The organism is Rubricella aquisinus, assembly GCF_014199445.1.
Classification (GTDB): domain Bacteria; phylum Pseudomonadota; class Alphaproteobacteria; order Rhodobacterales; family Rhodobacteraceae; genus Rubricella; species Rubricella aquisinus.
In genome coordinates, this window is sequence record NZ_JACIJS010000011.1 from 52,838 (window position 1) to 76,601 (window position 23,764).

General features: G+C 62.2%; 28 protein-coding genes and 1 riboswitch. Of the genes, 11 read left to right on the forward strand and 17 right to left on the reverse strand.

Annotated elements, in window-relative coordinates; all coding sequences use genetic code 11:
- Positions 1 to 23 precede the first annotated feature (23 nt).
- Together FHS89_RS15050 and FHS89_RS15055 are read left to right on the forward strand one after the other, a co-directional pair.
- Positions 24 to 677 carry a peroxiredoxin gene (locus tag FHS89_RS15050; RefSeq protein ID WP_184012953.1) on the forward strand — a complete coding sequence of 218 codons (654 nt, stop codon included), beginning with the start codon at positions 24 to 26 and terminating at the stop codon, positions 675 to 677.
- Between the two features lie 48 nt (positions 678 to 725).
- Positions 726 to 1,631: a haloalkane dehalogenase gene (locus FHS89_RS15055; protein ID WP_184012954.1), complete on the forward strand. Its 906-nt coding sequence runs from the start codon at positions 726 to 728 to the stop codon at positions 1,629 to 1,631.
- 34 nt (positions 1,632 to 1,665) lie between these two features.
- Here the strand turns inward: FHS89_RS15055 and FHS89_RS15060 are convergent, their stop codons facing one another.
- Entirely contained in the window at positions 1,666 to 2,151 is a 486-nt protein-coding gene (locus FHS89_RS15060; protein ID WP_184012955.1) for a hypothetical protein, read from the reverse strand.
- Positions 2,152 to 2,342: 191 nt separating this feature from the next.
- On the opposite strand from FHS89_RS15060, the gene FHS89_RS15065 reads away from it, so the two are divergent.
- Entirely contained in the window at positions 2,343 to 2,915 is a 573-nt protein-coding gene (locus tag FHS89_RS15065) for an RsmD family RNA methyltransferase (protein WP_184012956.1), read from the forward strand.
- Here the strand turns inward: FHS89_RS15065 and FHS89_RS15070 are convergent.
- Positions 2,896 to 4,110: an NAD(P)/FAD-dependent oxidoreductase gene (locus FHS89_RS15070; RefSeq protein WP_184012957.1), complete on the reverse strand. Its 1,215-nt coding sequence runs from the start codon at positions 4,108 to 4,110 to the stop codon at positions 2,896 to 2,898. The two genes, FHS89_RS15065 and FHS89_RS15070, sit on opposite strands and share 20 nt — an antisense overlap.
- Before the next feature lie 84 nt (positions 4,111 to 4,194).
- On the opposite strand from FHS89_RS15070, the gene FHS89_RS15075 reads away from it, so the two are divergent.
- Positions 4,195 to 4,683, forward strand: coding sequence for a peroxiredoxin (locus tag FHS89_RS15075; protein WP_184012958.1), 489 nt, complete (start codon positions 4,195 to 4,197; stop codon positions 4,681 to 4,683).
- 187 nt (positions 4,684 to 4,870) lie between these two features.
- Here FHS89_RS15075 and FHS89_RS15080 read toward each other — a convergent pair whose 3' ends face one another.
- From FHS89_RS15080 to FHS89_RS15105, 6 genes are all read right to left on the reverse strand, one after another.
- A complete protein-coding gene (locus FHS89_RS15080; RefSeq protein WP_184012959.1) occupies positions 4,871 to 5,164 on the reverse strand; it encodes a 4a-hydroxytetrahydrobiopterin dehydratase in 294 nt (97 codons plus the stop codon).
- A complete protein-coding gene (locus tag FHS89_RS15085) occupies positions 5,164 to 6,345 on the reverse strand; it encodes a GNAT family N-acetyltransferase (RefSeq protein ID WP_184012960.1) in 1,182 nt (393 codons plus the stop codon). Before FHS89_RS15085 ends, FHS89_RS15080 begins: the two co-directional genes overlap by 1 nt.
- 46 nt (positions 6,346 to 6,391) lie before the next feature.
- Positions 6,392 to 7,150 carry a glycerophosphodiester phosphodiesterase family protein gene (locus FHS89_RS15090; RefSeq protein ID WP_184012961.1) on the reverse strand — a complete coding sequence of 253 codons (759 nt, stop codon included), beginning with the start codon at positions 7,148 to 7,150 and terminating at the stop codon, positions 6,392 to 6,394.
- Positions 7,147 to 7,611 carry a RidA family protein gene (locus FHS89_RS15095; protein ID WP_184012962.1) on the reverse strand — a complete coding sequence of 155 codons (465 nt, stop codon included), beginning with the start codon at positions 7,609 to 7,611 and terminating at the stop codon, positions 7,147 to 7,149. Before FHS89_RS15095 ends, FHS89_RS15090 begins: the two co-directional genes overlap by 4 nt.
- A gap of 70 nt (positions 7,612 to 7,681) precedes the next feature.
- Positions 7,682 to 8,986 carry an HlyD family type I secretion periplasmic adaptor subunit gene (locus FHS89_RS15100; RefSeq protein WP_184012963.1) on the reverse strand — a complete coding sequence of 435 codons (1,305 nt, stop codon included), beginning with the start codon at positions 8,984 to 8,986 and terminating at the stop codon, positions 7,682 to 7,684.
- On the reverse strand, positions 8,986 to 10,791 hold the full coding sequence (locus FHS89_RS15105) for a type I secretion system permease/ATPase (protein ID WP_184012964.1): 1,806 nt from the start codon (positions 10,789 to 10,791) through the stop codon (positions 8,986 to 8,988). The genes FHS89_RS15100 and FHS89_RS15105 overlap by 1 nt, the downstream gene beginning before the upstream one ends.
- 159 nt (positions 10,792 to 10,950) lie before the next feature.
- Between FHS89_RS15105 and FHS89_RS15110 the strand changes: the two genes are divergently transcribed.
- A complete protein-coding gene (locus FHS89_RS15110) occupies positions 10,951 to 11,700 on the forward strand; it encodes an MlaA family lipoprotein (protein ID WP_184012965.1) in 750 nt (249 codons plus the stop codon).
- Between the two features lie 24 nt (positions 11,701 to 11,724).
- A complete protein-coding gene (locus FHS89_RS15115) occupies positions 11,725 to 12,330 on the forward strand; it encodes an MlaC/ttg2D family ABC transporter substrate-binding protein (RefSeq protein WP_184012966.1) in 606 nt (201 codons plus the stop codon).
- A gap of 57 nt (positions 12,331 to 12,387) precedes the next feature.
- Here FHS89_RS15115 and FHS89_RS15120 read toward each other — a convergent pair whose 3' ends face one another.
- The gene (locus FHS89_RS15120) at positions 12,388 to 12,843 is read right to left on the reverse strand and encodes a 6,7-dimethyl-8-ribityllumazine synthase (protein ID WP_281376708.1); all 456 of its coding nucleotides are present in this window, start codon (positions 12,841 to 12,843) and stop codon (positions 12,388 to 12,390) included.
- Positions 12,844 to 12,890: 47 nt separating this feature from the next.
- Positions 12,891 to 13,021, reverse strand: a riboswitch (FMN riboswitch).
- 42 nt (positions 13,022 to 13,063) lie between these two features.
- On the opposite strand from FHS89_RS15120, the gene FHS89_RS15125 reads away from it, so the two are divergent.
- On the forward strand, positions 13,064 to 13,774 hold the full coding sequence (locus FHS89_RS15125; protein ID WP_184012968.1) for a GNAT family N-acetyltransferase: 711 nt from the start codon (positions 13,064 to 13,066) through the stop codon (positions 13,772 to 13,774).
- Positions 13,771 to 14,337: a peroxidase-related enzyme gene (locus FHS89_RS15130; protein WP_184012969.1), complete on the forward strand. Its 567-nt coding sequence runs from the start codon at positions 13,771 to 13,773 to the stop codon at positions 14,335 to 14,337. Before FHS89_RS15125 ends, FHS89_RS15130 begins: the two co-directional genes overlap by 4 nt.
- 68 nt (positions 14,338 to 14,405) lie before the next feature.
- Here the strand turns inward: FHS89_RS15130 and FHS89_RS15135 are convergent, their stop codons facing one another.
- The 5 genes from FHS89_RS15135 to FHS89_RS15155 all read right to left on the reverse strand — a co-directional run bounded on the left by FHS89_RS15135 (position 14,406) and on the right by FHS89_RS15155 (position 16,939).
- On the reverse strand, positions 14,406 to 14,897 hold the full coding sequence (locus FHS89_RS15135) for a F0F1 ATP synthase subunit B family protein (protein ID WP_184012970.1): 492 nt from the start codon (positions 14,895 to 14,897) through the stop codon (positions 14,406 to 14,408).
- Positions 14,898 to 14,907: 10 nt separating this feature from the next.
- Positions 14,908 to 15,432 (reverse strand): F0F1 ATP synthase subunit B', encoded by a 525-nt coding sequence (locus FHS89_RS15140; RefSeq protein WP_184012971.1) that lies wholly within the window; start codon positions 15,430 to 15,432, stop codon positions 14,908 to 14,910.
- A gap of 99 nt (positions 15,433 to 15,531) precedes the next feature.
- The gene (locus FHS89_RS15145) at positions 15,532 to 15,768 is read right to left on the reverse strand and encodes a F0F1 ATP synthase subunit C (RefSeq protein WP_184012972.1); all 237 of its coding nucleotides are present in this window, start codon (positions 15,766 to 15,768) and stop codon (positions 15,532 to 15,534) included.
- Between the two features lie 51 nt (positions 15,769 to 15,819).
- Positions 15,820 to 16,587: a F0F1 ATP synthase subunit A gene (locus tag FHS89_RS15150; RefSeq protein WP_184012973.1), complete on the reverse strand. Its 768-nt coding sequence runs from the start codon at positions 16,585 to 16,587 to the stop codon at positions 15,820 to 15,822.
- 1 nt (position 16,588) lies between these two features.
- Entirely contained in the window at positions 16,589 to 16,939 is a 351-nt protein-coding gene (locus FHS89_RS15155; protein ID WP_343051515.1) for an AtpZ/AtpI family protein, read from the reverse strand.
- Between the two features lie 213 nt (positions 16,940 to 17,152).
- Between FHS89_RS15155 and FHS89_RS15160 the strand changes: the two genes are divergently transcribed.
- On the forward strand, positions 17,153 to 17,524 hold the full coding sequence (locus FHS89_RS15160) for an ArsR/SmtB family transcription factor (protein WP_246413963.1): 372 nt from the start codon (positions 17,153 to 17,155) through the stop codon (positions 17,522 to 17,524).
- A gap of 42 nt (positions 17,525 to 17,566) precedes the next feature.
- Here the strand turns inward: FHS89_RS15160 and FHS89_RS15165 are convergent, their stop codons facing one another.
- A complete protein-coding gene (locus FHS89_RS15165; RefSeq protein WP_184012974.1) occupies positions 17,567 to 21,025 on the reverse strand; it encodes an AAA family ATPase in 3,459 nt (1,152 codons plus the stop codon).
- 195 nt (positions 21,026 to 21,220) lie between these two features.
- On the opposite strand from FHS89_RS15165, the gene FHS89_RS15170 reads away from it, so the two are divergent.
- On the forward strand, positions 21,221 to 21,772 hold the full coding sequence (locus FHS89_RS15170) for an NADPH-dependent FMN reductase (RefSeq protein WP_184012975.1): 552 nt from the start codon (positions 21,221 to 21,223) through the stop codon (positions 21,770 to 21,772).
- Here FHS89_RS15170 and FHS89_RS15175 read toward each other — a convergent pair whose 3' ends face one another.
- The gene (locus FHS89_RS15175) at positions 21,773 to 22,276 is read right to left on the reverse strand and encodes an Lrp/AsnC family transcriptional regulator (protein ID WP_184012976.1); all 504 of its coding nucleotides are present in this window, start codon (positions 22,274 to 22,276) and stop codon (positions 21,773 to 21,775) included.
- A gap of 159 nt (positions 22,277 to 22,435) precedes the next feature.
- Between FHS89_RS15175 and hppD the strand changes: the two genes are divergently transcribed.
- Positions 22,436 to 23,545: a 4-hydroxyphenylpyruvate dioxygenase gene (hppD, locus tag FHS89_RS15180; RefSeq protein ID WP_184012977.1), complete on the forward strand. Its 1,110-nt coding sequence runs from the start codon at positions 22,436 to 22,438 to the stop codon at positions 23,543 to 23,545.
- Positions 23,546 to 23,623: 78 nt separating this feature from the next.
- Here the strand turns inward: hppD and FHS89_RS15185 are convergent.
- On the reverse strand, positions 23,624 to 23,764 hold a 141-nt coding region (locus tag FHS89_RS15185; protein WP_484592927.1), incomplete at its 5' end, for an EF-Tu C-terminal domain-related protein.

Here is a 23,764-nt window from a genome sequence, read left to right on the forward strand (position 1 = left end):
AACCCATGAGAGGAGCATTCACAATGGCCCTGCGCATCAATGATGTCGTTCCGAACTTCACTGCGGAAACGACCGAAGGCACCATCGACTTTCACGACTGGATCGGGGACGGCTGGGCGATCCTGTTCAGCCACCCCAAGGATTTCACCCCCGTCTGCACCACTGAATTCGGTGCGGTCGCCCAGCTTGCCGATGAATGGGCCAAGCGCGGGACCAAGGTGATCGGCGTCTCCGTCGATGGCGTCGAGGATCACAAGAAGTGGAAGGGCGACATTTCCACCTTTGCCGGGGCAGAGGCGACGTTCCCGATCATCGCGGATGAGGGGCTGGAGGTGTCCAAGCTCTATGACATGCTGCCCGCCGAAGCCTATCTGCCCGATGGGCGCACCCCGGCGGACAGCGCCACCGTGCGCTCCGTCTTTATCATCGGGCCGGACAAGCAGTTGAAACTGTCGATGACCTATCCGATGACCGTTGGCCGCAACTTTGCGGAGATCCTGCGCGCGCTTGATGCCCTGCAAGCCTCCACCAAGCATGGCATCGCGACGCCCGCGAACTGGACCACCGGGCAGGATGTGATCATTCCGCCCAGCGTGTCTAATGAGGCTGCGAAAGAGAAATTCGGCGAATTCACCGCCGTGTTCCCCTATCTGCGCACGACCAAAGCGCCGGAATAATTGCCAAACCTGTCCTCCCCCGGCACTGTCACCGGGGGAGGACAGAGCATGACCATTCTGCGCACCGACGCGGCCCGGTTCGAGGGGCTGCCGGACTATGGTTTCGCACCGCATTACCTGACCGTCGATGGCCTGCGGATGCATTTTGTCGATGAGGGACCACGGGATGGCCCTGTGGTGCTGCTCCTGCATGGGGAGCCGACATGGTCCTACCTTTACCGTCATTTCATCCCGCCACTGGCCGATGCGAGCTGCCGGGTGATCGCGCCCGATCTGATTGGCTTTGGCAAATCAGACAAGCCCGCTGACCGCGCGGCCTATTCCTATGCCGGGCATGTGGCGTGGTTGAGCGCGTTCATCATGGCACTCGATCTGCGGGGGATCACTGTTTTCCTGCAGGATTGGGGCGGATTGTTGGGGCTGCGCGTGGTGGCGGAGATGCCGGATCGGTTTGCGCGGATCATGGCGGGGAACACTACGCTGCCGACGGGCGATGGCGCGCCCTCAGAGGCGTTCCTGCAATGGCAGGCGTTCAGCCAATCCTCCCCCGATTTTCCCATTGGGCGGATCGTGCACAAGGGGACCGCGCGTGGCCTGACGGAGGCCGAACAGGCCGCCTATGACGCGCCCTTCCCCGATGAGGCGTATAAGGCAGGCGCACGCGCCTTTCCCGCTCTTGTGCCCACCACGCCCGATGACCCCGCGCGGGCAGATCAACTGGCCGCCTGGGCCGTATTACGAGAATGGAACAAACCGTTCCTTTGCTGTTTTTCGGATAAGGATCTGATCCTTGGTGGGTTGGACAAACCCTTCCTAAAACACATCCCCGGCACGCGAGGGCAGGCTCATTTCACAACGCAAAACGCCGCGCATTTCCTGCAAGAGGACGCGGCGGATCAACTCGTGCCCGCTCTGCTGCGGTTCATGGAAACGGGACAGGCGACGACAGAGTGAGGGGGGGGTAGCCGCCTGCCCCATAGGGGCTGGGTTAGCAGCCCTTCGCCGCCGCTGCGGCCTCAAGCCCGCGAGTAACCTCGGAGCCATGGGTGGCAAGCTGGCTTCCGGCGTTCAACAGGTTGGCCGCACCAGTGCCGCCGCGCAGCGCGCCAAAGAGGCCCGCCATGCCCGCGACTGGCGGCTGGGAGGCTTGTGCGGCGATATTGGCCTGAATCTGGTCGCAGCTCAGCGACATATAGGCCTGCGCGTAATTCGGGACGGCGATATTTGTCCCGGCGACACCGCCTGTCATCGCGGATACGGCCTGCGCTGCTGCTGCATTCTGCGCGGTGCCGGTCGTGATCGCGCCGCCTTGGTTCGTGGCGACGGTGTTGAGCAGGGCTGCCGCCGTATTCGCGTTGGCGTTCCCGCCACCAAGGGCTGGCATCAGCGACCCGGCAGTGCCGGCAACATCGGACCCCATGCAGCCGGATACGGCAAACGCGGTCGCAGCGAGGGTCAGGGCAAGTTTTTTCATCTGTGATCTCCTTAAAGTCTGTGGGGGCGAGGGGGCATCGGGGGCCAAAAACACAGACCCAGCGCTCTCTCTGTCCCAAGGTGTAGCCAGCGCGCGTGGGGGCAGACTTCACCCCTCAGGGTGAAAGAGCCGCATTTTCTGCGCTATCAGATGCTTGCGCCCGGGCTTTGCCTCATGGCAGAGGGTGGGGCATGAGAATTGTGGGTGGATCATTGCGCGGTGCGGCGCTGGCCAATTTGGGCGCGGGCGATGATGCGGCCCATCTGCGCCCGACGACCGACCGTGTGCGCGAGGCGGTGTTCAACCTGATCGCCCATGGCGGCTATGCCACACCTGCCCCGCCCGTGGGTGCGCGGGTGCTCGATCTGTTTGCTGGCAGCGGCGCGCTCGGATTTGAGGCGCTGAGCCGGGGGGCGGTGCACCTCACCTCCGTCGAGAATGGAAAGACCGGCGCGCGGCTTATCCAGCAGAACATGCGCGCGCTCAATGTGGCGGACCGGGTGACGCTGTTGCGGCAGGACGCGACGGCGCTCGGCCCCTGCACAGCAGAGCCTGCATCGCTGGTGTTCCTTGATCCGCCCTATGGCAAGGGATTGGGGGCAAGGGCGCTTGCCGCTGCGCGGCAGGGCGGTTGGCTGACGGATAGCGCGCTCGTTGTCTGGGAGGACAGCGTGGAAAGCCCCCCTCCCCCCGGGTTCATGCTGGAAGATGTGCGCCGCTATGGCAGCACGATCATCCAGCTTCTTACCGCATCAGCGCCTTAAGGTCCGTCGCGGGATCGGCCACGGCGGCAGGATCGGGTGAGGTGCCAGCCTCGATCATCCGCTTTCCGACCATATAGCTGCGCGGCTCGTTCATCGCGTCCACAGCCAGCAATCGCTCCCCTGCATAATACCACACCGATTGCGCACCATCCCGCGCACCGGGGCGGATCACGGTGCGCTCATAGCCGGTGTTGAGGCCCGCGATTTGCAGTTTCACGTCATACTGATCGGACCAGAACCATGGCTGCGCTTCATAGGCAACCGGCTGGCCCAGCATCGCAGCGGCGGCGGCTTCTGCCTGATCAATGGCGTTGGGGACAGATTCGAGCCGGATGCGCCCGCCGCGATAGGGAAAGCTCGTGCAATCCCCAGCGGCAAAGATCGCGGGATCGGAGGTGCGGCAGGCTCCGTCCACACGGATGCCATTGTCGATCTCAAGCCCGGCTTCCTCTGCCAAAACGGTGTCGGGTCGGATGCCCACGCCCACCAGCGCGAAATCGAGATCAAGCGTCGTGCCATCGGTCAACACGGCCCCCGACACGCGCCCGTCGCCGATGAGCCGTTCCAGCCCGACGCCTTCGCGGATATCGACACCATGGGCGGTATGGAGCGCGCGGAAATAATCCGCTGTTGCAGGGGCGGCGACACGGGCGAGGATGCGTTCTGCCATTTCCACCAGCGTGACCGTGACGCCCCGTGCTGCAGCCACAGCGGCGGCTTCCAGCCCGATATAGCCGCCACCGATGATGAGCGCGCGGCGGCCTTCGGCAAATTCCGGGGCGATCCCGTCAGCATCAGCGAGATCGCGCATCACATGCACCCCGCCCAGCGCCCCGCCGATTGCGGCAGGCAGGCGATTGGGGACGGAGCCGGTCGTGATGGCAAGCTGGTCATAGGCCAACACCTCCCCATCCGACAGCACCACATGGCGCGCCGCGCGGTCGATCCGCGCCACCCGCGTGGCGGTGCGCAGGCCGATCCCCTGATCGGCATAAAACTGTTCGGGCCGCAGATAGAGCCGCTCCAGCGCCATGTCGCCCAGCAGATATTTCTTGGACAGGGGCGGGCGCTGATAGGGCGGCGCAGGCTCGGCGCCGATCAGGGTCAAGGGGCCGGTATGGCCCAAATCCCGCAACTTCGCGACAAGCGACGCCCCTGCCTGCCCTGCTCCAATCACCACGATCCGCTGATCCATTTTCGCACCTATTCGCTGGCGTTCCTGCCGCGCGACCCTATATCCCCAAGAGAGTTTTGCAATGCATCGTGAAAGGATATGAGCATGGCGATTTCCGTTGGGGATACCCTACCTTCTGCAACCTTCGTGAAGATGACGGCCGATGGCCCCGCCAGCGTGTCCCTGAGCGACATGACCGCTGGCCGCCGCGTCGTGCTGTTTGCAGTGCCGGGCGCCTACACGCCGACCTGTTCGTCGGCGCATGTTCCGTCCTTTATACGCACCCACGCCGCACTCAAGGATAAGGGCATTGATGAAATTGCCTGTGTGTCCGTGAACGACCCGTTCGTTCTGGCCGCATGGGGGGAGGCCACGGGTGCCACTGCCGCTGGTATCACGATGCTCGGTGACGCGGACAGCGCGTTTACCACTGCCATCGGCATGGATTTCACCGCACCACCCGCGGGCCTGATGAGCCGCTCCAAGCGGTATTCCATGGTCGTTGAGGATGGCAAGGTCACGCATCTCAACGTCGAAGAAAGCCCCGGCGTATGCGAATTGTCCGCAGGTGAAGCACTGCTCGACCAGCTTTGATTTGGTAGGGGCGGGGCGGGGCCGGCCTCCGCCCCGCCGCGTTACACGAAAATTCACGAGTCGACCCGTACTTTGCGATATGTGCTGCCGCAAAATTGCAGACCAGCGGGGCCAATTTTGGGACCGACCATCGGCATAAGAGCCGCATAAAAACGGACGAAGGCTTTTGTTGCGCGGGGCGCGTGATCTAGGCGAACCCGTCCATCGTCGTGGCGAGGCTCACATCCAGATCAGACAGCCCGTTCGCGTCATGGGTGGTCAGCGTGACCTCGACCCGGTTGTAGACGTTGAACCATTCGGGGTGGTGATCCATCTTGTCCGCGACGATGGCCACACGGGTCATGAAGGCGAAGGCTTCCGCGAAATCCGCGAATTTGAAAGTTTTGGTCAGCGCGTCCCGCTCCGCGTCATGCGCCCAACCGGCGGTCATCAGCGGCCCGAGTTTGGTGTCGCGCGCCTCATCAGTCAGTTTGTCGGCCATCAGTCCTGTTCCTCTCGTTGTTCATTGCGGAACGGGCCATAGGCGGTCAGAATCTCGATATCCTGATCAATGGCGCGGCGTTCCTCCACCAGATAGTTTTCAATCGCGGTGCGAAAGCCCGGATCGGCAATCCAATGCAGACTATGCACTGGCGTCGGCATGTAGCCCCGCGCGAGCTTATGCTCGCCTTGCGCGCCCGCCTCGACACGGGACATGCCATTCTGAATGGCGAAGTCGATGGCCTGATAATAGCAGACCTCGAAATGCAGGCAGGAATGGTGCTCAAGCGCGCCCCAATAGCGGCCAAACAGGGTTTCCCGCCCGATCAGATTCATCGCGCCCGCGACCCAGCACCCATCCCGCTCGCACATCACCAGAAGGATATCGTCGCGCAGGCTTTCCTGTGCCTCATCGAAAAACACGCGGGTCAGATAGGGCGTGCCCCATTTGCGCGCGCCGGTGTCCTGATAGAATTCCCAGAACGCATCCCAATGCTCCGGCTGGATTGCGCCCCCCGTCAGGCAATGGATCGTACCGCCAAAGCCCTGCGCCGTGGTGCGCTCCTTTCGGATCGTTTTACGCTTGCGCGAGGAAAGGGCTGCAAGGAAGCCGTCGAAATCGCGATAGCCGTCGTTTTCCCAATGAAATTGCTGTGTCGTGCGGCGCAACAGGCCCATGGCGCTGCCCTGCTCTGCCTCCGTTGCGGTGCAGAAAGTGATATGCAGGCTCGACACGCCGTTTTGTTCGGCAAGCCGCGCTGCCCCTTCGATCAATGCGGCCATGCCCGTTTCCTCATGGCCGGGCTTGACCAGAAACCGGCGTCCGGTTGCGGGGGTGAAGGGCACGGCGGCCTGCAATTTCGGATAATACCGCCCGCCCGCGCGCTCATAGGCATGGGCCCAGTTGTGATCGAAGATATATTCGCCCTGACTGTGCCCCTTGGCGTAAAGGGGCATCACCGCGATCACCTCCCCGCCCTGACGTGCAACAAGGTGGCGCGGCTGCCAGCCCGTGCCCGTCCCGACAGAGCCGGAGCGTTCCAGCGCGCGCAAAAACCGGTGGGTGGTGAAGGGATCAATCGGGCGACCCTCACCGGGGGCCGCGCAGGCGTCCCAATCCTCTGCCGCGATGTCAGCGAGGGAGGTCAGCACGCTGATCTCGATCGTGTCGGTGTCTTTCATGCGGGCCTCCGTCTCCCTCCCACACATGGCGCGGGGGCGGGCGGCGTCAACCGGGCAGGTAGCCCTCAAAGGTCACATTATCGGCAATGCGGCGCGCGGCGGCGTCCTCTTGTGCGCTGCGCACGGTCCAGCACAGGATGGACAATCCGCGTGCCTTGAGCGCGGCGACAGGGGCCGCATCCAGAAACGCCCGGTTATGGCTGATAAAGCTGACGCCCAAGGGTAGCGCATCCGGGATCAGTGCCAGCCGCGCGCGGCGCTGGGGCGGCACCATCGGCCAGTAGTCTTTACGAAACGGGTCCGTCACCAGCCCGCGCGGCACATCGGGCGCGATCCCGCCCAACACGCGCACGCTGTTGGGATTGAAGGACATCAGCGCCAGCGGGCCGTCATAGCCCGCGATCACACGGCCAATCGCCTCTTCCAGCGCGCCGATGGCGGGGCCAAGCGTGCCGTCCTGATCCTTCACCTCCAGCAAAAGCGGCACTTGCCCTGCGACGATCTCAAGGATTTCAGCAAGGGTCGGGATCGTCTCTCCGCCGTCGGTCAGCGTGATTTCGCCCAGTTCCGCAGCGGTTTTCGATTTGATGAAGCCTTGCGCCCCAGTCAGGCGCGCAAGGTCGTAATCGTGAAACACCATCGGCACACCGTCTGCCGATGGCTGGATGTCCACCTCGATCCCATATCCTGCCTCCACCGCCGCACGGACGGCCGCACGGGAATTTTCCACGCGGCCTTTCGCCCGGTCGTGCAAGCCGCGATGGGCAAGCGGCAGGGTCAGGAAAGTGGGATGAAGCGGGGTCATGCGATCTCAAACACACCCTCGACCTCAACCGCCACACCAAAGGGCAGAGAGGAGGAGCCGACGGCGGCGCGCGCATGACGGCCCTTGTCGCCGAACACTTCGACCATCAGGTCGGATGCGCCGTTCACGATCTTCGGATGATCGGCAAATTCCTGCGTGCAGTTCACGAAGCCGTTGAGTTTCACCACACGGGTCACGCGATCCAGATCGCCACCGCAGGCCGCTTTGAGCTGTGCAATGAGGTTCAACCCGCAGGCCCGCGCCGCCGCCTGACCATCCTCGATCCCGTAGCCCGCGCCGAGTTTTCCGACCATCAGCCCACCTGGCCCGTTGGCCACCTGACCGGAGATAAAGACAAGGTTGCCGGTCTGCACGAAGGGGACGTAATTGGCCGCAGGCATCGGAGCCTCCGGCAGGGTGATGCCAAGTTCGGCAAGGCGCGCGTCAATCGTTCCGGTCATGGTAATAACTCCTGTTGAGGCTGAATCTGGACGGGACGGTAGAGCGCGCACGCCCGAATGCCAAGAGCCCTTACCCCTCCCTGAACGCCTTGGTGAAATAGTCGGTCAGCGGCTTGGTCAGGAAGGTTAGCGGTGATCGGCTGCCCGTCTGGATAAACGCCTCAACCGGCATACCGGGGATCAGTTCCACATCGCCAAGGCGCTCGATCTCCCCCTCTTTGGGAAGGATTTGCGCCTCGTAATAGGTCAGGCCGGTGTTTTCATCCATGATCGCATCGGCGGAAATTCGCGTTACAACGCCCCAAATCTCGGGCGTTGAGCGCGCATCAAAGGCGGAGAAGCGCAAATTCGCGTCCTGCCCCATATTCACCTGATCAATATGCTGCACCTCGACCCGGCTGGTGATGACCAGCGGGCTGTCTTGCGGCACGATATACATCAGCGGCTCGGCAGAGCGGATCACGGCGCGTTGGGCATGGACCTGCCGGTCCAGCACAAACCCCGACATGGGAGAGCGGATTTCGAGCCGAGAGAGCGTCTCAAGCGTCGCAAGCCGCCGTTCGCGCAATTCGCTCTCGCTCGCCTGAAGGTCGCGCAGGGCGGTGATCGCCTCCTCGCGCAGGCGGGTGGTGAGGCCAAGGATTTCGATCTCGATCTCAGCGATCCGGCCCCGGCTTTCCGCGACGGAGGCGCGCAATTCCCCGATCTGACCGCGCAGCCCGGCTTCTTCCCGGCGCAGGGCAAGCACGCGGCTGGCTTGTGCAAGGCCACGGTCCAGCAGAGATTGCAGATCGGCCAACTCCAGCTTGATCAGGTCAAGCTGTTCGTTGAGGGCGACCAGCTGCGCCTCCCGCCCGGCGATCAACTCGCGGATCTGGGTTTGCCGTTCGCGCAACTGGTTGACCTGCTGCTCTTGTGTTTCGATCCGGGCCTGAAAGAGGCGGCTTTGCCCCTGTATGATGTCAAACACCCGGGCATCGCTCAGCGCGCGGTCCAGCACCTCCTCCACGAAGGTGATCTCGGTCTTGCCTTCGCTTTCCGCCTCAAGCCGACCGCGGCGGGCAAGCAGTTCGAAATATTGCCCCTCGATGATCGCGAGTTCCGAGCGCAGGATGGAATCGTCGAGCACCATCACCGTTTGGCCCGCCTCAACAAAATCGCCATCCTCGACGAAAATTTCCCCGACGATGCCCCCATCGGGATGCTGCACGACCTGCCGGTTTGACTGCACTTCCAACATGCCGGGCGCGATCACGGCACCCGCAATCGTGGTCAGAACGGACCAGCCGCCCACGCCCACCACCAGCACCAACAGCCCCAGCATACCGATACTGATCTGGCGGCTTGCGCCCCATTTTGGTTGCTCGGTCGCCATTATGCGGTGCCTCCCGTCTTGATCGGGTTGGATGTGGGCATCGCGGCCCCTTGCGGCAAGCGGGCAGCGGTGCCCGGCGCGCCCGCCGCGATATTGGGCGCCACGTCCTTATAGTTTTTCAACGTTTCCTTGAGCACATCGTCGCGCGGCCCGAATGCCTTGGCCATGCCCTGATCCAGCACGAGCAACAGATCGCAGGACGCAATCGCGGCGGGGCGATGGGCCATGATGATGACCGCTTTGCCCGCCGCCTTCATCTGGTCAATCGCGGCGTTGAGCGCGGCGGAGCCGCTGGAATCAAGGTTCGCGTTCGGCTCATCCAGAACGATCAGCACCGGATCGCCATACATCGCCCGCGCAAGCCCAAGCCGTTGTTTTTGCCCGCCCGACAGGCGGCTGCCCCCGGCGGAGATGCGGGTGTCATACCCTTCGGGCAGTTTGAGGATCATCTCATGCGCACCCGCCTTTTTCGCGGCGATCACCACCTGCTCCGCGTCGGGGGAGGTCGAGAGGCGCGCGATATTGTCGGCCACGGAGGCATCGAACAGCGCCACATCCTGCGGCAGATAGCCGATATGCTCCCCCCGCACATCATCCGCGAACTGATCAAGGGCTGCACCGTCCAGCCGGACAGAGCCGGTCACGGTTGGCCAAATCCCCGTGAGCGCACGGGCCAGCGTGGATTTTCCGGCAGCACTCGGCCCGATCACGCCGAGGGCCTGTCCCGGTTCAAGTCGGAAGCTGACATTACGCAAGGTCGGCGTCCGCTCCCCCGGCGGCGTGACGGAAACGCCGATCACTTCTATCTTTGCCTTGGGTTTCGGAAGGGCGGTGTGGTCCGGCTCTTCGGGGATACGCTCCAGCATCTCCGCAAGTGCCAGCCAACCGGATCGGGCGCGCTGCACCAATGGCCATTGGGAGATGGATTGCTCCACCGGTGCCAATGCGCGGCCCAGAAGGATGGACCCCGCGATCATCGCGCCCGGCGTCATTTCCTGCTGCAACACAAGCCACGCACCGATGGCGAGCATCCCTGACTGAAGCAAAAAGCGGAACGCTTTGGTGAAATTCTGGATCGTGCCGCCGACATCGCTGGCATAGATGCTCGATTCGAGTGCCTTGTTGCGGTTTTCCTGCCAACGGGCGAGCACGGATTTGCGCATCCCGAGGCTTTGCACGACCTCCGCATCGCGGCGCACGGAGGTCTGGAAATTCTCCGCCACGGCGCTGGCCTTTTGGTAGTCTTCCTGCGGACGTCGGGTGATCCATTGGTTGAGGATGGTGGCAAAGATCAGAACGCTGCCGCCTGCCACGGCGAACCAGCCCAGAATGGGATGAAAGATAAAGATCGCCGCCAGAAAAATCGGGGTCCACGGGATGTCATAAACGGCAAAGGCTGCCGGGCTGGAAAATACCCGCTGGATCGCCTCCAGATCGCGCACGCTGGTCGCGGGCCGGTTGCGATAGCCCGGATCGACCGACCGGCGCATCACCGCGTCAAACACCCGCTTGTCAAAGATCGTCTGAAACCGCGCCCCGATCCGCGCAAGGATACGCCCCCGTGCGTAATCCAAAACCGCCATCAGACCGTATAAAAGAACAACAAGACCGGTCAGCGCCACCAGCGTCGCCTCGGACTGGCTGGCCAATACCCGGTCATAGACCTGCAACATGAACAGCGGCCCGGTCAGCATCAGGAGGTTCGCAAAAACGCTAAACAGCGCGACGATCAGAAACAGACTGCGGGACTGTTTCAGCCCATCGCGCAATTCCTTCCGCCCTTTTTTATGATCTTGCTCGGCCATTCCAATATCGCCCCTTGCGTGTCATCATTGCGACAAATCAACGAATTGTTTGTCGTCAGTATGGCATTGCCACACATACGCTCGAAAGAGTATCGGAACAATTTATAAAGACACATCGTTTGGCTTATGGTCGATGTGATTCCACCTGAAAGAGACAAGATGCCCCAGACTTTCTCCCCCTCGTTGCGCCGCTTGGCGCTGATCGCGGCATTTATTCCGATGATTGCGGCCTGCTCTACCCCAGCACAGAGCGATGATACCGCGCTGATCAACGACCCGCTTGAGCCTGCAAACCGCGCTTTTCATGGATTTAACAAAGGGTTGGATACGGTCGCATTGCGCCCGGCCTCCCGCGCTTATGCAGCGACCCCTGATATTTTTCAGGCAGGTGTGGGCAATATCGCAGAAACCTTTTCCTTGCCCGGCGACACGGTGAACACGCTCTTGCAGGGGCGGATCGAGGAATCGGCGGCGAATTTTACTCGCTTCGCTATGAATGTCATTTTCGGCTTCGGTGGCATCCTTGATCCCGCGACGGAGATGGGGATCGCGCGCACCGACGGTGATTTCGGCGAAACTTTGCGCAGTTGGGGAATGGGCGAAGGTGTTTATGTCGAATTGCCAGTGCTTGGTCCGGGCTCTGCGCGCTCTGTCGGGGGGCGTGTCGTCGATATTTTCCTTGACCCGCTCTCGATTTACGATGTTCCAGCCGCCCAGACCCGCACGGCCGTCACTGTCGGAGATGTTATCGACACGCGTCTTGAACTGACCCCCGGCATTGACCAACTCTTGTACGACAGCGATGACAGCTACGAAGCCGTCCGGTCCGCGACAATTCAGGTTGAGCGGCGCGCAGGGCGCACTGGCCCGGCCACCGAAGACGATTTCGTGGATATTTACGCTGAGTAAGACAGATTGAAAGTACGCATTATGATGACATCCCTTCGTGCATCGCTCGCGGCAGGCCTGATGGCGGGCCTTATTGCTCTCACGCCGGTGCCCGCCGCCGCGCTGACCACGGATGAGGCAGAGGTGCTCACCGAACAGGTGGTCGAAGAAATCCTCGGCTTTGCCAAAAGTGAGCGCACGCTCGATGAGAAGATCATCGCCTTCCGCAACGCGATGGATCGCTATGCGGATATGCCCAGCATCGCGCGCTTTGCGCTAGGGATCACATGGCGCGAAGCCACCGATGCGCAGAAAGAGGCATATACCGTCGCCTTTGGCGACTATCTCGCGCAGAAATATGGCCAGCAGTTCGAGCGGTTCAACAATCATGAGATCGAAGTGACCGGCGCGCTCGACATCGGGCGGCGCGGCATCGTGGTCAACAGCGAATTGATCCGCACGGGCGAAACCCCAGTGATTGTTGAATGGCAATTCAGCGACCGCAGCGGGGAGGCCCTCTTGGTCGATATCGTGGTGGAGGGCCTGTCCCTCCTCCAGACGGAACGGCAGGAAATCGCGTCAAAACTTGATGCACGGGGTGGGAACCTCGACCGTCTGATCGCTGATCTGCCGACCGTGAATAGCCGCTAAACTAACCGGAATGCTTATCAAAGGGCCGCGTCAGATCGTGACGCGGCCCTTTTTCATTCACGCGGCCTGCACCTGCTGTGCCTCATCGCTGAGCATCAGGATGGCCCGCGCGGCCTCTGCCCCTTTTTCCACGAAATGCGCGGCGAAGAACTGCTGATGTTCTGCGGTGGGCTGGAAATGGTGTGGCGTCAGCACCACGGACAGCACCGGCGTGTCCGTCCCCAGACCCACCCGGACAATCCCGTCCAGCACGGATTGCGCCACGAAATCATGGCGATAAATGCCACCATCCACCACAAACGCACATCCGACCACGGCGTCATAATCCGGCGCCAATCGCTGCGCCTTGAGCGGAATTTCCAGCGCACCGGGCACCGGAAAGACGTCAATCTCCACATTCGCATTCCCGAATGCGGCCCGCGCGCCCACCAGCGCCTGATCCACGATATCGGCATGCCAGCGCGCGGCGATCCACGCTATTCTAATTGGTTTGGTCATTCGGTTTCCCTCCATTTCGACCGTTAAGGCAAAAGGAGACGTCACGCGCCCAGACAGGCCCGTGCCGCTCTCTCCCATCCGGACTTTCACCGTCGGCCCCGGAATTTCACCGGATCTGCTGACACCCTCACAGGAGGGCCGCTCGCGGGCTGTAACCGCCGGTGGGGACTTTCACCCCGCCCTGAGAACGCGACCCCGATAGACGGGATCGTGGGAAACGTTGTAGGTCTGATCTATGAAAACGAAAAGCGAAATATCAGCAACAGAGTTGACCGGATTGATCGACGGTACATGGCCTTCTGCGCAGATGCAGGTGCGGGATGGCTGGACATGGCGGGCCTCTCCGGGGGCGGGCAATCGGGTGAATGCGGCGACCGCAACGCAGCCGGGCATGGTGCCTGATCTGACGCCGCCGCTTTTGATGATCCGCGCGGGGGAGGCCGCGCTTGATGCTGCGGCAGAGGCGGCGGGATATGCGGTCAAGGATCCCACCTTGGCGATGGAAGCCCCCTTGGACGCGCTATGTGCGGCCCCCCTGCCCCCTTTGCGTGCTATTCCCTGTGACGCACCACTCGCCGTGATGGAGGAGATCTGGCAGGGCGAAGGCATCAACGCCGCGCGCCTTGCCGTGATGGCCCGCGCGCGTGGGCCGAAATCCTACATCATGGGGCGGCTTGAGGATCGCGCGGCGGGCTGCGGTTTTGTCGCGATCACGGATGGCTGCGCGGTGCTGCATGCGCTCTATGTCGCGACCCGGGCCCGGCGGGCCGGGTTGGGCCGGGATATGACGCTGGGTGCGGCACGCTGGGCTGCGGCTCACGGGGCGGACCGGTTTGTGCTTTTGGTGACAGAGGCCAATGCCCCGGCGCGCGCGCTCTACACCCGGATGGGCTTTACGGAGATTTCCCGCTACCACTACCGGATCAGAGATAAGGATGCATCATGACAGACCGCCCCACTGCCCTTGACCTTCGCGAGGCCGATCCATTGCCGGAGAGCACGGCCAAGTATTTCCGCATTTGCGAGGAAAAGCTCGGCATGGTGCCGAATGTCCTGCGCTCCTATGCCCATGACATCGACAAGCTGAACGCCTTTACCGGGATATATAACGACCTGATGCTGGCTGACAGCAACCTGACAAAGCTGGAGCGGGAGATGATCGCCGTGGCGGTGTCCTCGGTGAACAAGTGTTTCTATTGCCTTGTCGCCCATGGGCAGGCTGTGCGCGAATTGTCGGGCGATCCGGCGTTGGGGGAGGCGCTGGTGATGAATTACCGCGTCGCGAAGATTTCGCCGCGCCAGCGCGCGATGCTGGATTTCGCCGTGCAGATGACCGAAGCCAGCTACCGCATCGAAGAGCCGCACCGCGCCGCGCTGCGCGATCATGGCTTCACGGATCGGGATATCTGGGACATCGCCGCCGTGGCGAGTTTCTTCAACATGACGAACCGCATGGCATCGGCCATCGACATGCGGCCAAACCCCGAATACCACGCGCGCAACCGATGATATGAAAAAACCCCGGCGCCGTTATGGCTGCCGGGGTTTTTCGTGTCCCTCGCGACCTTGTGGTCGTCTTAATGGAGCTTGGCGCTGACCGTCTCGATCGACTTGTCGATCAGGGCGCCGGATTTGCCCGCGTCCATCTTGGCTCGGATCACGTCAGATGCGGCGGCGACAGCCACGGCAACCGCCTGATCCTTCACCGCTTTCACGGCAGCAGACTCGGCCGATGCGATCTGATCCTTCGCCGCTTGAATGCGGCGCTCAATCGCGACCTCAAGGTCAGCTTTCGCCTGCACGGCGTTGGCTTCGGCATCTTCGCGCGCTTTCGCAACGATGGAGGCGGTCAGGTCTTCCACCTCTTTCTGCTTGCGCTCGTAAGAGGCCAGCACCTGCTGCGCCTCTTCGCGCAGCGTGCGTGCCTCGGCAATATCCGCTTCGATCTTTGCGGCGCGGTCGTCCAGCATCTTCGCCAGCATGCCGGGCACCTTGAGGTACACCAGCAGGGCGATGAAGATGACGAAGCCGATGGCGACGACGATATCGGTGTTATAGAGATAGCTCATATCGTCCCCCTCACTTCATCTGGGCGGCAACCGCCGCGTTGACTGCATCCGCATCGGCCATGTCGGCATCGACTGCGCCGACAACCGCGAGCGCGGTCTCTTTTGCGACGGCCTCAACAGCTTCCATCGCGCTGTCCCGAATTTCCGCGATGCGGGCTTCGGATTCAGCAGATTGGGCTGAAATTTCAGCGTCGGCCTTTGCGATGGCCGCGTCGATATCCTTTTGCACGTCCGCTTTCGCCGCTGCGGCGATGCGCTGTGCTTCTGCGCGGGCGTCGATCAGGGCCTGATTGTAGGCGGCTTCCGCCTCCTCGGCCTGACGGCGATAATCCGCTGCACGTTCAAGATCGTTGGCGATCCCGTCGTGCCGTTCTTCAATGATGGCGCCAATGCGCGGCAGGGCTACGCGGCTAAGCACGTAGAAAATGATGACCAGCGCGACCAGAAGCCAGAAAATCTGGTTCGGGAACGTGCCGATATCAAGCTGCGGCATTCCGGGTGTGGAACTTGCGCCAGTTGCGGCCTCAGTAGCCATGCTTCGCCTCCGCGTAGTCTGCCGGGTCGGGGTCTTATCCCCCGACCCCCTGAAGGATCACGCGGGGGTCATCCCCCCACGCATCGTGTCATTGCTGTCTTAGACAGCAAACATCAGAAGCAGTGCAACGAGGAAGGAGAAGATGCCGAGCGCTTCGGCAAACGCGATGCCGATGAAGAGCGTTGCGGTCTGCTCCTGAGCAGCTGCCGGGTTGCGAAGTGCACCCGCGAGGAAGTTGCCGGCCACATGGCCCACACCGATGCCTGCGCCGCCCATGCCCATGCATGCGAGGCCCGCGCCGATGAATTTACCCAGTTCTGCGATATCGCCTTCCATGATGATCTCTCCTTCAGGTTGGAATGGCTGGAAACTATGCCTTGCGCCCGCTTAGTGGTGCGGATGCAGGGCGTCTTTCAGATAGACACATGTCAGGATGGTAAAGACATATGCCTGAATAACGGCCACGAGCACTTCAAGCCCGTAGATGGCAGTGATTGCAAAGATCGGGAACACGGCACCAAGGCCAAGCGCGCCCGCAAAACCGGCAAACACTTTCAACACCGCGTGGCCCGCCATCAGGTTTGCTCCAAGACGAATGGAGTGGCTGACAGGGCGCACGAAATAGGAAATCAATTCGATGATCGCGAGGACCGGACGCAGCGCCGCAGGCGCGTCCTTGGGCCAGAACATCGACAGGAACCCAACCCCGTTCAGCACAAAGCCGAGCACGGTCACGCTCACGAACACCATCAGCGCCAGCACGGCGGTGACAGCGATATGGGATGTCACGGAAAAGCTGGTCGGGATGAGTGCGAGCAGGTTCGCGAACAGGATGAACAGGAACAGCGTCATGATGTGGGGGAAGTATTTCACGGCATCCTTGCCGGTCACGTCCTCCACCATCTTGTAGATAAAGCCGTAGGTCAGCTCCGCCACAGACTGCATCCGCGTCGGCACGTTCGCCCGCCCGCGGGAGCCAAGAACCATAAGCCCGATGATCGCCAGAACGGTCAGCGCAATCCACAACGTCTGGTTCGTGATCATGAACAGATCAGCAAAGCCCTGAGGGGTCGCCCCACCGTTGAACAAGCCCTCAACCTTGAACTGGTCCATCGGGTGGATGTTGAATTCACCCTCGACATACTTGCCTGCCATGTCAGCCCTCGCCCTTATCTTGGCCCATCGGGGCCTGATCCTGCTCTGCGCGTGCAACCGCCCGCGCCTGAATATCCCGTGCGGTTTCCAGCATCACCTTGACGCCCGCCGCAAATCCCAAAAGACCGAAGATCATCAGGAAGAGAGGCAATGTGCCAAACAGGCTGTCCAGCCCCCATCCGATCCCAAGGCCGATGGTCATTCCGACCACCAACTCGATCACCATGTGCCAGGCCATGTTGGCCTGATTGTATTTCGTATCCTTCGCCGGTTTGGGTGCCCGCGCACGCCGCGCAGCCTCGATCCGTTCATCTAGGGCTGTCAGATCATCGGGGTCAGGTGTGTCGCTCACGTCCCATTCCCTCAATCTGTCCACACACACCAGTCAGCGCCGGAGTTGGGCGGAAACTACGGAGCGTTCTGTCAGGTGTCAAGCGTATTACCGAAGATCGCGACGGGTCTAACCTTCTGTTTTATAAAGCAAAATTATCGAGTGCGACCTGCGGGCGCAGGCTCTCCTTTCCCAATTCCGGGCAAAACCCACCGAATGCACAAATTCAACCAAATGGTTGATGATTCAACGGCGCTGGTGATACTTAACCGCATGGTTGACACTTCCGCCCATCTCGACACCACCTTCGCGGCCCTCGCGGACCCGACCCGCCGCGCGATCCTCGCCCGGCTGTTGGAAAGCGACGCACCCGTCAATGCGCTTGCCGACCCTTTTGAGATGTCGCTGGCCGCTGTCTCCAAACACCTCACGATCCTCGCGCGCGCGGGCCTCATCGTGCAGGAAAAACGGGGGCGCGAAAAATGGTGCCGGCTTGACCCCGATGCCATCGCCCCGGCGGCCCTTTGGATGGAGTCGTTTGGCCAGATCGCGCTCAGCGACCTCGACGCGCTTGAGCGGTTCATCGCGGATGAACTGACCGGCTAATTCACTTTCTTCAAATATACCCCGCCGGAGGCTTCCCCGGTCTCACGCACTCGCCACGATTTCTTCAGCGCGGGTCAGATCCACGCTGACCAATTGGCTCACGCCCTTCTCTGCCATCGTGACCCCGAACAGCCGGTCCATCCGCGCCATGGTGACCGCGTGGTGCGTGATGATCAGAAAACGGGTGCGGGTCTGGCGGGTCATCTCATCCAGCAGATCGCAGAACCGCGTGACATTCGCATCATCAAGCGGCGCATCCACCTCGTCGAGCACACAGATCGGCGACGGGTTCGCGCGGAACACCGCAAAGATCAGCGACAGCGCCGTCAGGGTCTGCTCGCCCCCCGACAGAAGCGACAGGGTGGACAGGTTTTTGCCCGGCGGTTGGCACATGATCTCCAGCCCGGCCTCCAGCGGGTCGTCGCTTTCGATCAGCTCCAGTTTCGCCTCGCCCCCGCCGAAAAGATGCCGGAACAGCTCCCCGAAATTCGCGTTCACCTCGTCAAAAGCCGCGAGCAGCCGTTCCCGCCCCTCTTTGTTCAGGCTTGCGATGCCGTTCTTGAGCGTATCGACCGCAGCGCCCAGATCGTGCCGCTCAGCGGCGAGTTCGGCCCGTTCGGTTTCCACCTCCCGCGCGTCCTCATCCGCGCGCAAGTTCACCGCGCCAAGCGCATCGCGCTGACGCCGAAGGCGGATGATGTCCATCTCGATCGCTTCTGCAGAGGGGATTTTCTCCGGGTCCGCATCGAGCGTTTCGAGCAGTTTTTCAGGCGCGACGGACAAATCTTCGCGAATGCGCTCTGCCGTTTCTGCCGCATGGGCTGCGGCGGCTTCTGACACCGCTTCGGAGCGGGCGCGCGCTTCGCGAGCATCGGACGCGGCCCGCTCGGCGGTGCGTTCGGCCTCATCCGCCTGTTTCAACGCCGTCTCCCCGACCGCGAGCGCGTCCGCCGCGGCCTTGCGCCGGGTCTCGGCCACACGCAGCGCCTCCTGCACTTCGGCGCGCTTGGCGATGATCTCATCTGGTGCGGCACTAGCGGAGGCAAGCTCGGCGCGGGACTGGTCCCGCCGTTCGGACAATTCCGCGATCCGCTTATCCGCAGTGTCGAGCCGGAGCCGCCAGCCGGACAATTCCTTGGTCAATTGCTGGATCCGCCGGGTGCGGGCATCGCCCTCGCGGCGCACTTCATCCGCTGTGGAGCGGGCCGCGATCATCGTCGCGCGCGCTTCGGCAACGATGGTTTTCTGCTCCTCCAAGGCGCTTGCGACCGCGCCGAGGTCATCCAACTCCGTTGCCGCCTGTTCGGCTTCCGCGCGTAGGTACGCTGCATCCGCCATTTCCTCTTTCCGCCGCTCCACGGCAAGGCGCAGGGTTTCCGCCCGACCATCGAGCATGCCCTGATCGGCCTCCGCCCGGGACAGCGCACGGGTTGCGTTGGTCAGCGCCTCATCGGCGTCTTTGCGCGCGCGCCGGGCCGCCTGATCCGCTTCGGTCGCGGCCTGTAGGGCGCCGCGCGCCTCCGCGTGGCGTGCGGCGGCCTCCTGCAACGCGGCCTCCGCCGTAGCGAGCGTTTCGGCAAGCGCGTCGCGGCGGTTGCGCTGTTCAAGCCGCAGCGCCGTAGCGGATGGAGCATCGGCTGCCGCAATGCGGAACCCGTCCCAACGCCACAAATCGCCCTCCCGGCTGACGAGCCGCTGACCCGGTTTCAAATCGGCCTGAAGGGCCGCACCGTCCGCAGCCGCCACAACCCCGATCGCGCCAAGCCGCCGCGCCAAAACGGCTGGCGCCGTGACATGGGGGGCCAAGGGGGCGGCCCCGGCGGGCAGCGGCGTGGGGTTGGCGTACCCCTCCAGTCCGGTCCAGCCGGTGCCATCCTCGGTCAATTGCGGTGCCTTGAGATCATCGCCAAGCGCCGCGCCAAGTGCCGCTTCATAGCCCGGGGCCGCGCGCACCTCATCCAGCAGTTGCGCCCCCGATCCGGCCTCCCGCGCCAATAGCCGGTCGAGGGCGGCGACTTCAGCCCGCAGGGCCGTGGCCTCCCCTTCGGCTCCGGACAGGGCGGCGCGCGCGTCGGCTTCCGCCGTTTGGGCCGCAGATCGGCTGGTCTCTGCTGCTGCGAGGGTGGTTTCGGCGTCGTTTGCGGCCTCCTCCGCCAGCGCGCGCGCCTTTTGCGCGGCGATCACCCGGTCCGCGGCGGCGGTGAGTTCGGTGGCGATGTCGCGCGATTGTGCTTCTGCCCGTGCCAATTCATCAGTCAGCTTTGCCTCTGCCCGGCGGGCCTCTTCAAGACGACGCTCGGCGGCCTGATGTCGGGCCTTGAGCCGGGCTGCGTCCTCGGACAGCCGGTCAAGCTGCGCTTCCTGCGCCTCAAGCGCGCCTGCGGCTTCCGTCGCTTTGGCGCTGGCCGCGCGCAGAGCGTCCTCCTGCCCGGCGGAGGCCTCTTTCAGCGCGCGCTCTTCCCAATCCAGCCGGTCGATGGTTTCGCCCGCGTCCTTATTCAGCGTCTGTTCGCGCTCGATATCGCGTTCCAACGTCTGGATCGTCTGCTTGAGCCGTTCAATCGCGCGACGGGCGCGGTTTTCGCGGTCGTCCAGCGTGTCCTTCTCCACCGTCAGGCGCTGCAACACGGCCCCCGCGATGGCCTCCTCTTCCCGCAAGGGCGGCATGGCTTCGGTTGCGGCGGCGCGGGTGCGGGCGGCGGCGGCGGCCTCTGCTTGCGCGCGCCCAGCCTTGGCCGTCGCCTCGGTCAGCGCCTGATCCGCGTCGCGATGGGCCGCTTCGGCCTCACGCCAACGCCGGTAGAGCAGCAAGGCTTCCGATTGGCGCAATTCGCCAGCAATCTCCCGATAGCGGGCGGCTTGCCGGGCCTGCCGAGCGAGGCTTTGCAACCGCCCCTCAAGCTGGCCCAACACATCATCGACGCGCTCCAGATTGGCGGTGGTGGCCTTCAGTTTCAGTTCCGCCTCATGCCGCCGCTGGTAGAGCCCGGAAATGCCCGCAGCCTCCTCAAGGATGCGCCGCCGGGCGCGCGGCTTTGCGTTGATGAGTTCCGAAATCTGACCCTGCCGGACCAGAGCGGGCGAATGCGAGCCGGTCGAGGCATCGGCAAACAGCATCTGCACGTCGCGCGCCCGCGCCTCTGCCCCGTTTGCTTTATAGGCGGAGCCTGCGTCGCGGGTGATCCGGCGCACGACTTCAAGCTTGTCTGTCTGGTTGAAAGCGGGCGGGGCGAGACGATCCGAATTATCGACCGTCAGCGTCACTTCGGCATAGTTGCGCGCGGGTCGTGAGGCCGCCCCGGCAAAGATAACGTCCTCCATCCCTGTGCCGCGCATCGCGGTTGGCCGGTTTTCACCCATCACCCAACGCAGCGCCTCCAGAAGGTTGGACTTGCCGCAGCCATTCGGCCCCACCACACCGGTTAGGCCGCGATGGATCAGCAGCTCCGTCGGATCAACGAAGCTTTTGAAGCCCACAAGCCTGAGTTTGGTGAATTGCACGGGGGCGACCCTTTGCCGATTCCATCAAATGCAATGTTCCGGCCTGCCATGATGCGAGTCAAGCAATCATGGCATATCTACGCCTGCACGCAGGCCAGCCCACAACATATGGGAAATCCAGAGGGTGGCCTTGCGGAACGCGGTTTTGGCCTTACGTCCTGCCGCAACGCAAATACACAGGAACGGACGCACTTTATGACTGATTACACGCTTGCCGGTATTTCGGGATCCTTGCGCAGGGGCTCGTCCAACACGCTGTTGGTGAAGGAGGCCGCGCGCGCCTTTGCCCCGGCCACGTTTGTGATGGGCGATATCCGCTTGCCCCTGTTTGATGAGGATCTGGAGGCGGAGGGCATCCCGGCGGAGGTCACCGCATTGGCCGAGGCAATCGCCCAAGCGGACGCGCTGGTCATTTCCACCCCCGAATACAACAAGAACCTGCCGGGCGGGCTGAAAAACGCGCTCGATTGGCTGAGCCGCCTGAAACCCAATCCGCTGAACGGCAAACCGGTGGCCATTGTGAGTGCGGCGGCGGGCCGTGCCGGGGGCGAACGCTCGCAATTCTCCCTGCGCCATTGCCTGACGCCGCATATGGCCCGCATCCTGCCTGGGCCGGAGGTGATGATTGCCGGCGCGAACAAGGCATTTGATGAGAACGGTCAACTGAGTGACCCGAAATCATTCGAGTTCCTTGGAAAGCTGATGGATGCGCTCAAAGCGGAGATTGAGCGCTCAAAAGCGGCCTGATTACCCGACCTCTTTCACGACCGGGTGCGTCTCTGCCGATGGCAGGGGCGCGTTTTCCTTGAGCCGGTCCATCACGATCTGGCTTTCCACGCGCACAACGGCGGGATGGGTCAACAGAATGTCCTGCACAAAAACATTCAGCGCCTTCAGATCGGTCACGAACACGCGCAGCATGTAATCCGTCTTTCCCGTCAGGGTCCAAACGGAGGTGACCTCATCCCGTTTGCGGATCAATTTGCGAAAATCATCCGCATTCTGGCGGCTATGCGATGCCATTTCGACCTGGATGAATGCCTCGACCTGAAGGCCGACACGATCCGCATCCACGATCACCGAATAGCCAACGATATAGCCCGCTTCCTCCAGCCGCTGTTTGCGCCGGGCACATTGGCTTGGTGACAGGTAGGCACGCTGGGACAGCGCCTCGGCTGTCATGCGCGAATCTTCCTGTAACAGGCGAAGGATCAATTGATCCTTGGAATCGAGGGGCTCATATGTCGTCATCGGGGGCAATGCTGTCTATGCGTGAGATACCACTCATACATCAGGCACGCGCGAAATCAACGCATGATTCCGCTAAATTGATGTCCAATTTGCGCAGAGTTCGCATCGACTATCCGATATTCTCGCACGCATAGGGATTTTATAAGGGGAGAGACCGCCATGGGGCCGTTTCCACATAACGCACCGAAAGCTACGATTTCCGAGCATAATCCAGCCGGAACGGATGGCTTCGAATTTGTCGAATTTGCGCATCCTGAGCCGGAGAAGCTCGACACCTTGTTCCGGTCGATGGGCTACACGCCCGTCGCCCATCACAAGACGAAGGATATCACGCTCTACCGGCAGGGCGATATCAACTACATCGTGAACCGCGCCCCTGACACGCACGCGGCGGAATTTGTCGAGCATCATGGCCCCTGCGCCCCAGCGATGGCGTGGCGCGTGGTTGATGCGCAGGTGGCGTTGAAGCGGGCGCTTGATCTTGGTGCGGAGGAATATACAGGCGATGGCAAATCCATTGATGCACCGGCCGTGTATGGCATCGGCGGCTCGCTGCTGTATTTCGTCGACAATTACGACGATGGGCGGTCGCCTTATGATGCCGATTTCAACTGGATCGGCGCGCGCGATCCCAAGCCGGAAGGCGTTGGCTTCTATTACCTCGATCACCTGACCCATAACGTGGTGAAAGGGAATATGGACACGTGGTTCAAATTCTATTGCGACACGTTCAATTTTCGGGAGATCCGTTTCTTCGATATCGAGGGGAAATATACCGGGCTTCTCAGCCGTGCGCTGACCTCACCTTGCGGAAAAATCCGTATTCCGATCAATGAGGATCGCGGCGACAAAGGGCAGATCGTCGAATATCTCAAGCGCTATAATGGCGAAGGCATCCAGCATATCGCGGTGGCGTCCGAGGATATCTATGGCTCTGTCGACCAGATCCACGACAATGGCATCCGCTTCATGCCGCCGCCGCCGGCGACCTATTACGACCTGAGCCATGATCGCGTCGTTGGCCACGAGGAGCCGATTGAAAAGCTGAAAAAGCACGGAATTCTGATTGACGGCGAGGGTGTCGTCGATGGGGGGGAAACGCGGATTTTGTTGCAGATCTTCTCCAAAACCGTGATTGGCCCGATCTTTTTCGAATTCATCCAGCGCAAAGGCGATGACGGGTTTGGCGAGGGCAACTTCAAGGCCCTGTTCGAGTCCATCGAAGCCGATCAGATCGCGCGGGGTGTGGTGGGGACGGCTGCGGAATAACCCGCGCCACTCCATCAGTGTAACAAAAAAGGGCCGCCCCTCGGGGCGGCCCTTTCTTTTTGTTCGAACCGTCGAGGATTACTCGATGATTTTGGAGACGACGCCCGCGCCGACGGTGCGGCCGCCTTCGCGGATGGCGAAGCGCAGCTTCTCTTCCATCGCGATCGGGGCGATCAGCTCGACGTTGAACTTCAGGTTGTCGCCCGGCATCACCATTTC

Excerpts from the sequence above, each read along its gene's own strand:
- FHS89_RS15080 (WP_184012959.1), bottom strand. The coding sequence starts at position 5,164 with ATGGCCGACAAACTGACTGATGAGGCGCGCGACACCAAACTCGGGCCG.
- FHS89_RS15070 (WP_184012957.1), bottom strand. The coding sequence starts at position 4,110 with ATGGATCAGCGGATCGTGGTGATTGGAGCAGGGCAGGCAGGGGCGTCG.
- FHS89_RS15100 (WP_184012963.1), bottom strand. The coding sequence starts at position 8,986 with ATGGCGACCGAGCAACCAAAATGGGGCGCAAGCCGCCAGATCAGTATC.
- hppD (WP_184012977.1), top strand. The coding sequence starts at position 22,436 with ATGGGGCCGTTTCCACATAACGCACCGAAAGCTACGATTTCCGAGCAT.
- FHS89_RS15110 (WP_184012965.1), top strand. The coding sequence starts at position 10,951 with ATGCCCCAGACTTTCTCCCCCTCGTTGCGCCGCTTGGCGCTGATCGCG.
- FHS89_RS15075 (WP_184012958.1), top strand. The coding sequence starts at position 4,195 with ATGGCGATTTCCGTTGGGGATACCCTACCTTCTGCAACCTTCGTGAAG.
- FHS89_RS15140 (WP_184012971.1), bottom strand. The coding sequence starts at position 15,432 with ATGGCTACTGAGGCCGCAACTGGCGCAAGTTCCACACCCGGAATGCCG.
- FHS89_RS15160 (WP_246413963.1), top strand. The coding sequence starts at position 17,153 with ATGGTTGATGATTCAACGGCGCTGGTGATACTTAACCGCATGGTTGAC.
- FHS89_RS15175 (WP_184012976.1), bottom strand. The coding sequence starts at position 22,276 with ATGACGACATATGAGCCCCTCGATTCCAAGGATCAATTGATCCTTCGC.
- FHS89_RS15050 (WP_184012953.1), top strand. The coding sequence starts at position 24 with ATGGCCCTGCGCATCAATGATGTCGTTCCGAACTTCACTGCGGAAACG.
- FHS89_RS15135 (WP_184012970.1), bottom strand. The coding sequence starts at position 14,897 with ATGAGCTATCTCTATAACACCGATATCGTCGTCGCCATCGGCTTCGTC.
- FHS89_RS15170 (WP_184012975.1), top strand. The coding sequence starts at position 21,221 with ATGACTGATTACACGCTTGCCGGTATTTCGGGATCCTTGCGCAGGGGC.
- FHS89_RS15095 (WP_184012962.1), bottom strand. The coding sequence starts at position 7,611 with ATGACCGGAACGATTGACGCGCGCCTTGCCGAACTTGGCATCACCCTG.
- FHS89_RS15060 (WP_184012955.1), bottom strand. The coding sequence starts at position 2,151 with ATGAAAAAACTTGCCCTGACCCTCGCTGCGACCGCGTTTGCCGTATCC.
- FHS89_RS15120 (WP_281376708.1), bottom strand. The coding sequence starts at position 12,843 with ATGGAGGGAAACCGAATGACCAAACCAATTAGAATAGCGTGGATCGCC.
- FHS89_RS15090 (WP_184012961.1), bottom strand. The coding sequence starts at position 7,150 with ATGACCCCGCTTCATCCCACTTTCCTGACCCTGCCGCTTGCCCATCGC.
- FHS89_RS15085 (WP_184012960.1), bottom strand. The coding sequence starts at position 6,345 with ATGAAAGACACCGACACGATCGAGATCAGCGTGCTGACCTCCCTCGCT.
- FHS89_RS15115 (WP_184012966.1), top strand. The coding sequence starts at position 11,725 with ATGACATCCCTTCGTGCATCGCTCGCGGCAGGCCTGATGGCGGGCCTT.
- FHS89_RS15105 (WP_184012964.1), bottom strand. The coding sequence starts at position 10,791 with ATGGCCGAGCAAGATCATAAAAAAGGGCGGAAGGAATTGCGCGATGGG.
- FHS89_RS15130 (WP_184012969.1), top strand. The coding sequence starts at position 13,771 with ATGACAGACCGCCCCACTGCCCTTGACCTTCGCGAGGCCGATCCATTG.
- FHS89_RS15150 (WP_184012973.1), bottom strand. The coding sequence starts at position 16,587 with ATGGCAGGCAAGTATGTCGAGGGTGAATTCAACATCCACCCGATGGAC.
- FHS89_RS15065 (WP_184012956.1), top strand. The coding sequence starts at position 2,343 with ATGAGAATTGTGGGTGGATCATTGCGCGGTGCGGCGCTGGCCAATTTG.
- FHS89_RS15145 (WP_184012972.1), bottom strand. The coding sequence starts at position 15,768 with ATGGAAGGCGATATCGCAGAACTGGGTAAATTCATCGGCGCGGGCCTC.
- FHS89_RS15125 (WP_184012968.1), top strand. The coding sequence starts at position 13,064 with ATGAAAACGAAAAGCGAAATATCAGCAACAGAGTTGACCGGATTGATC.
- FHS89_RS15055 (WP_184012954.1), top strand. The coding sequence starts at position 726 with ATGACCATTCTGCGCACCGACGCGGCCCGGTTCGAGGGGCTGCCGGAC.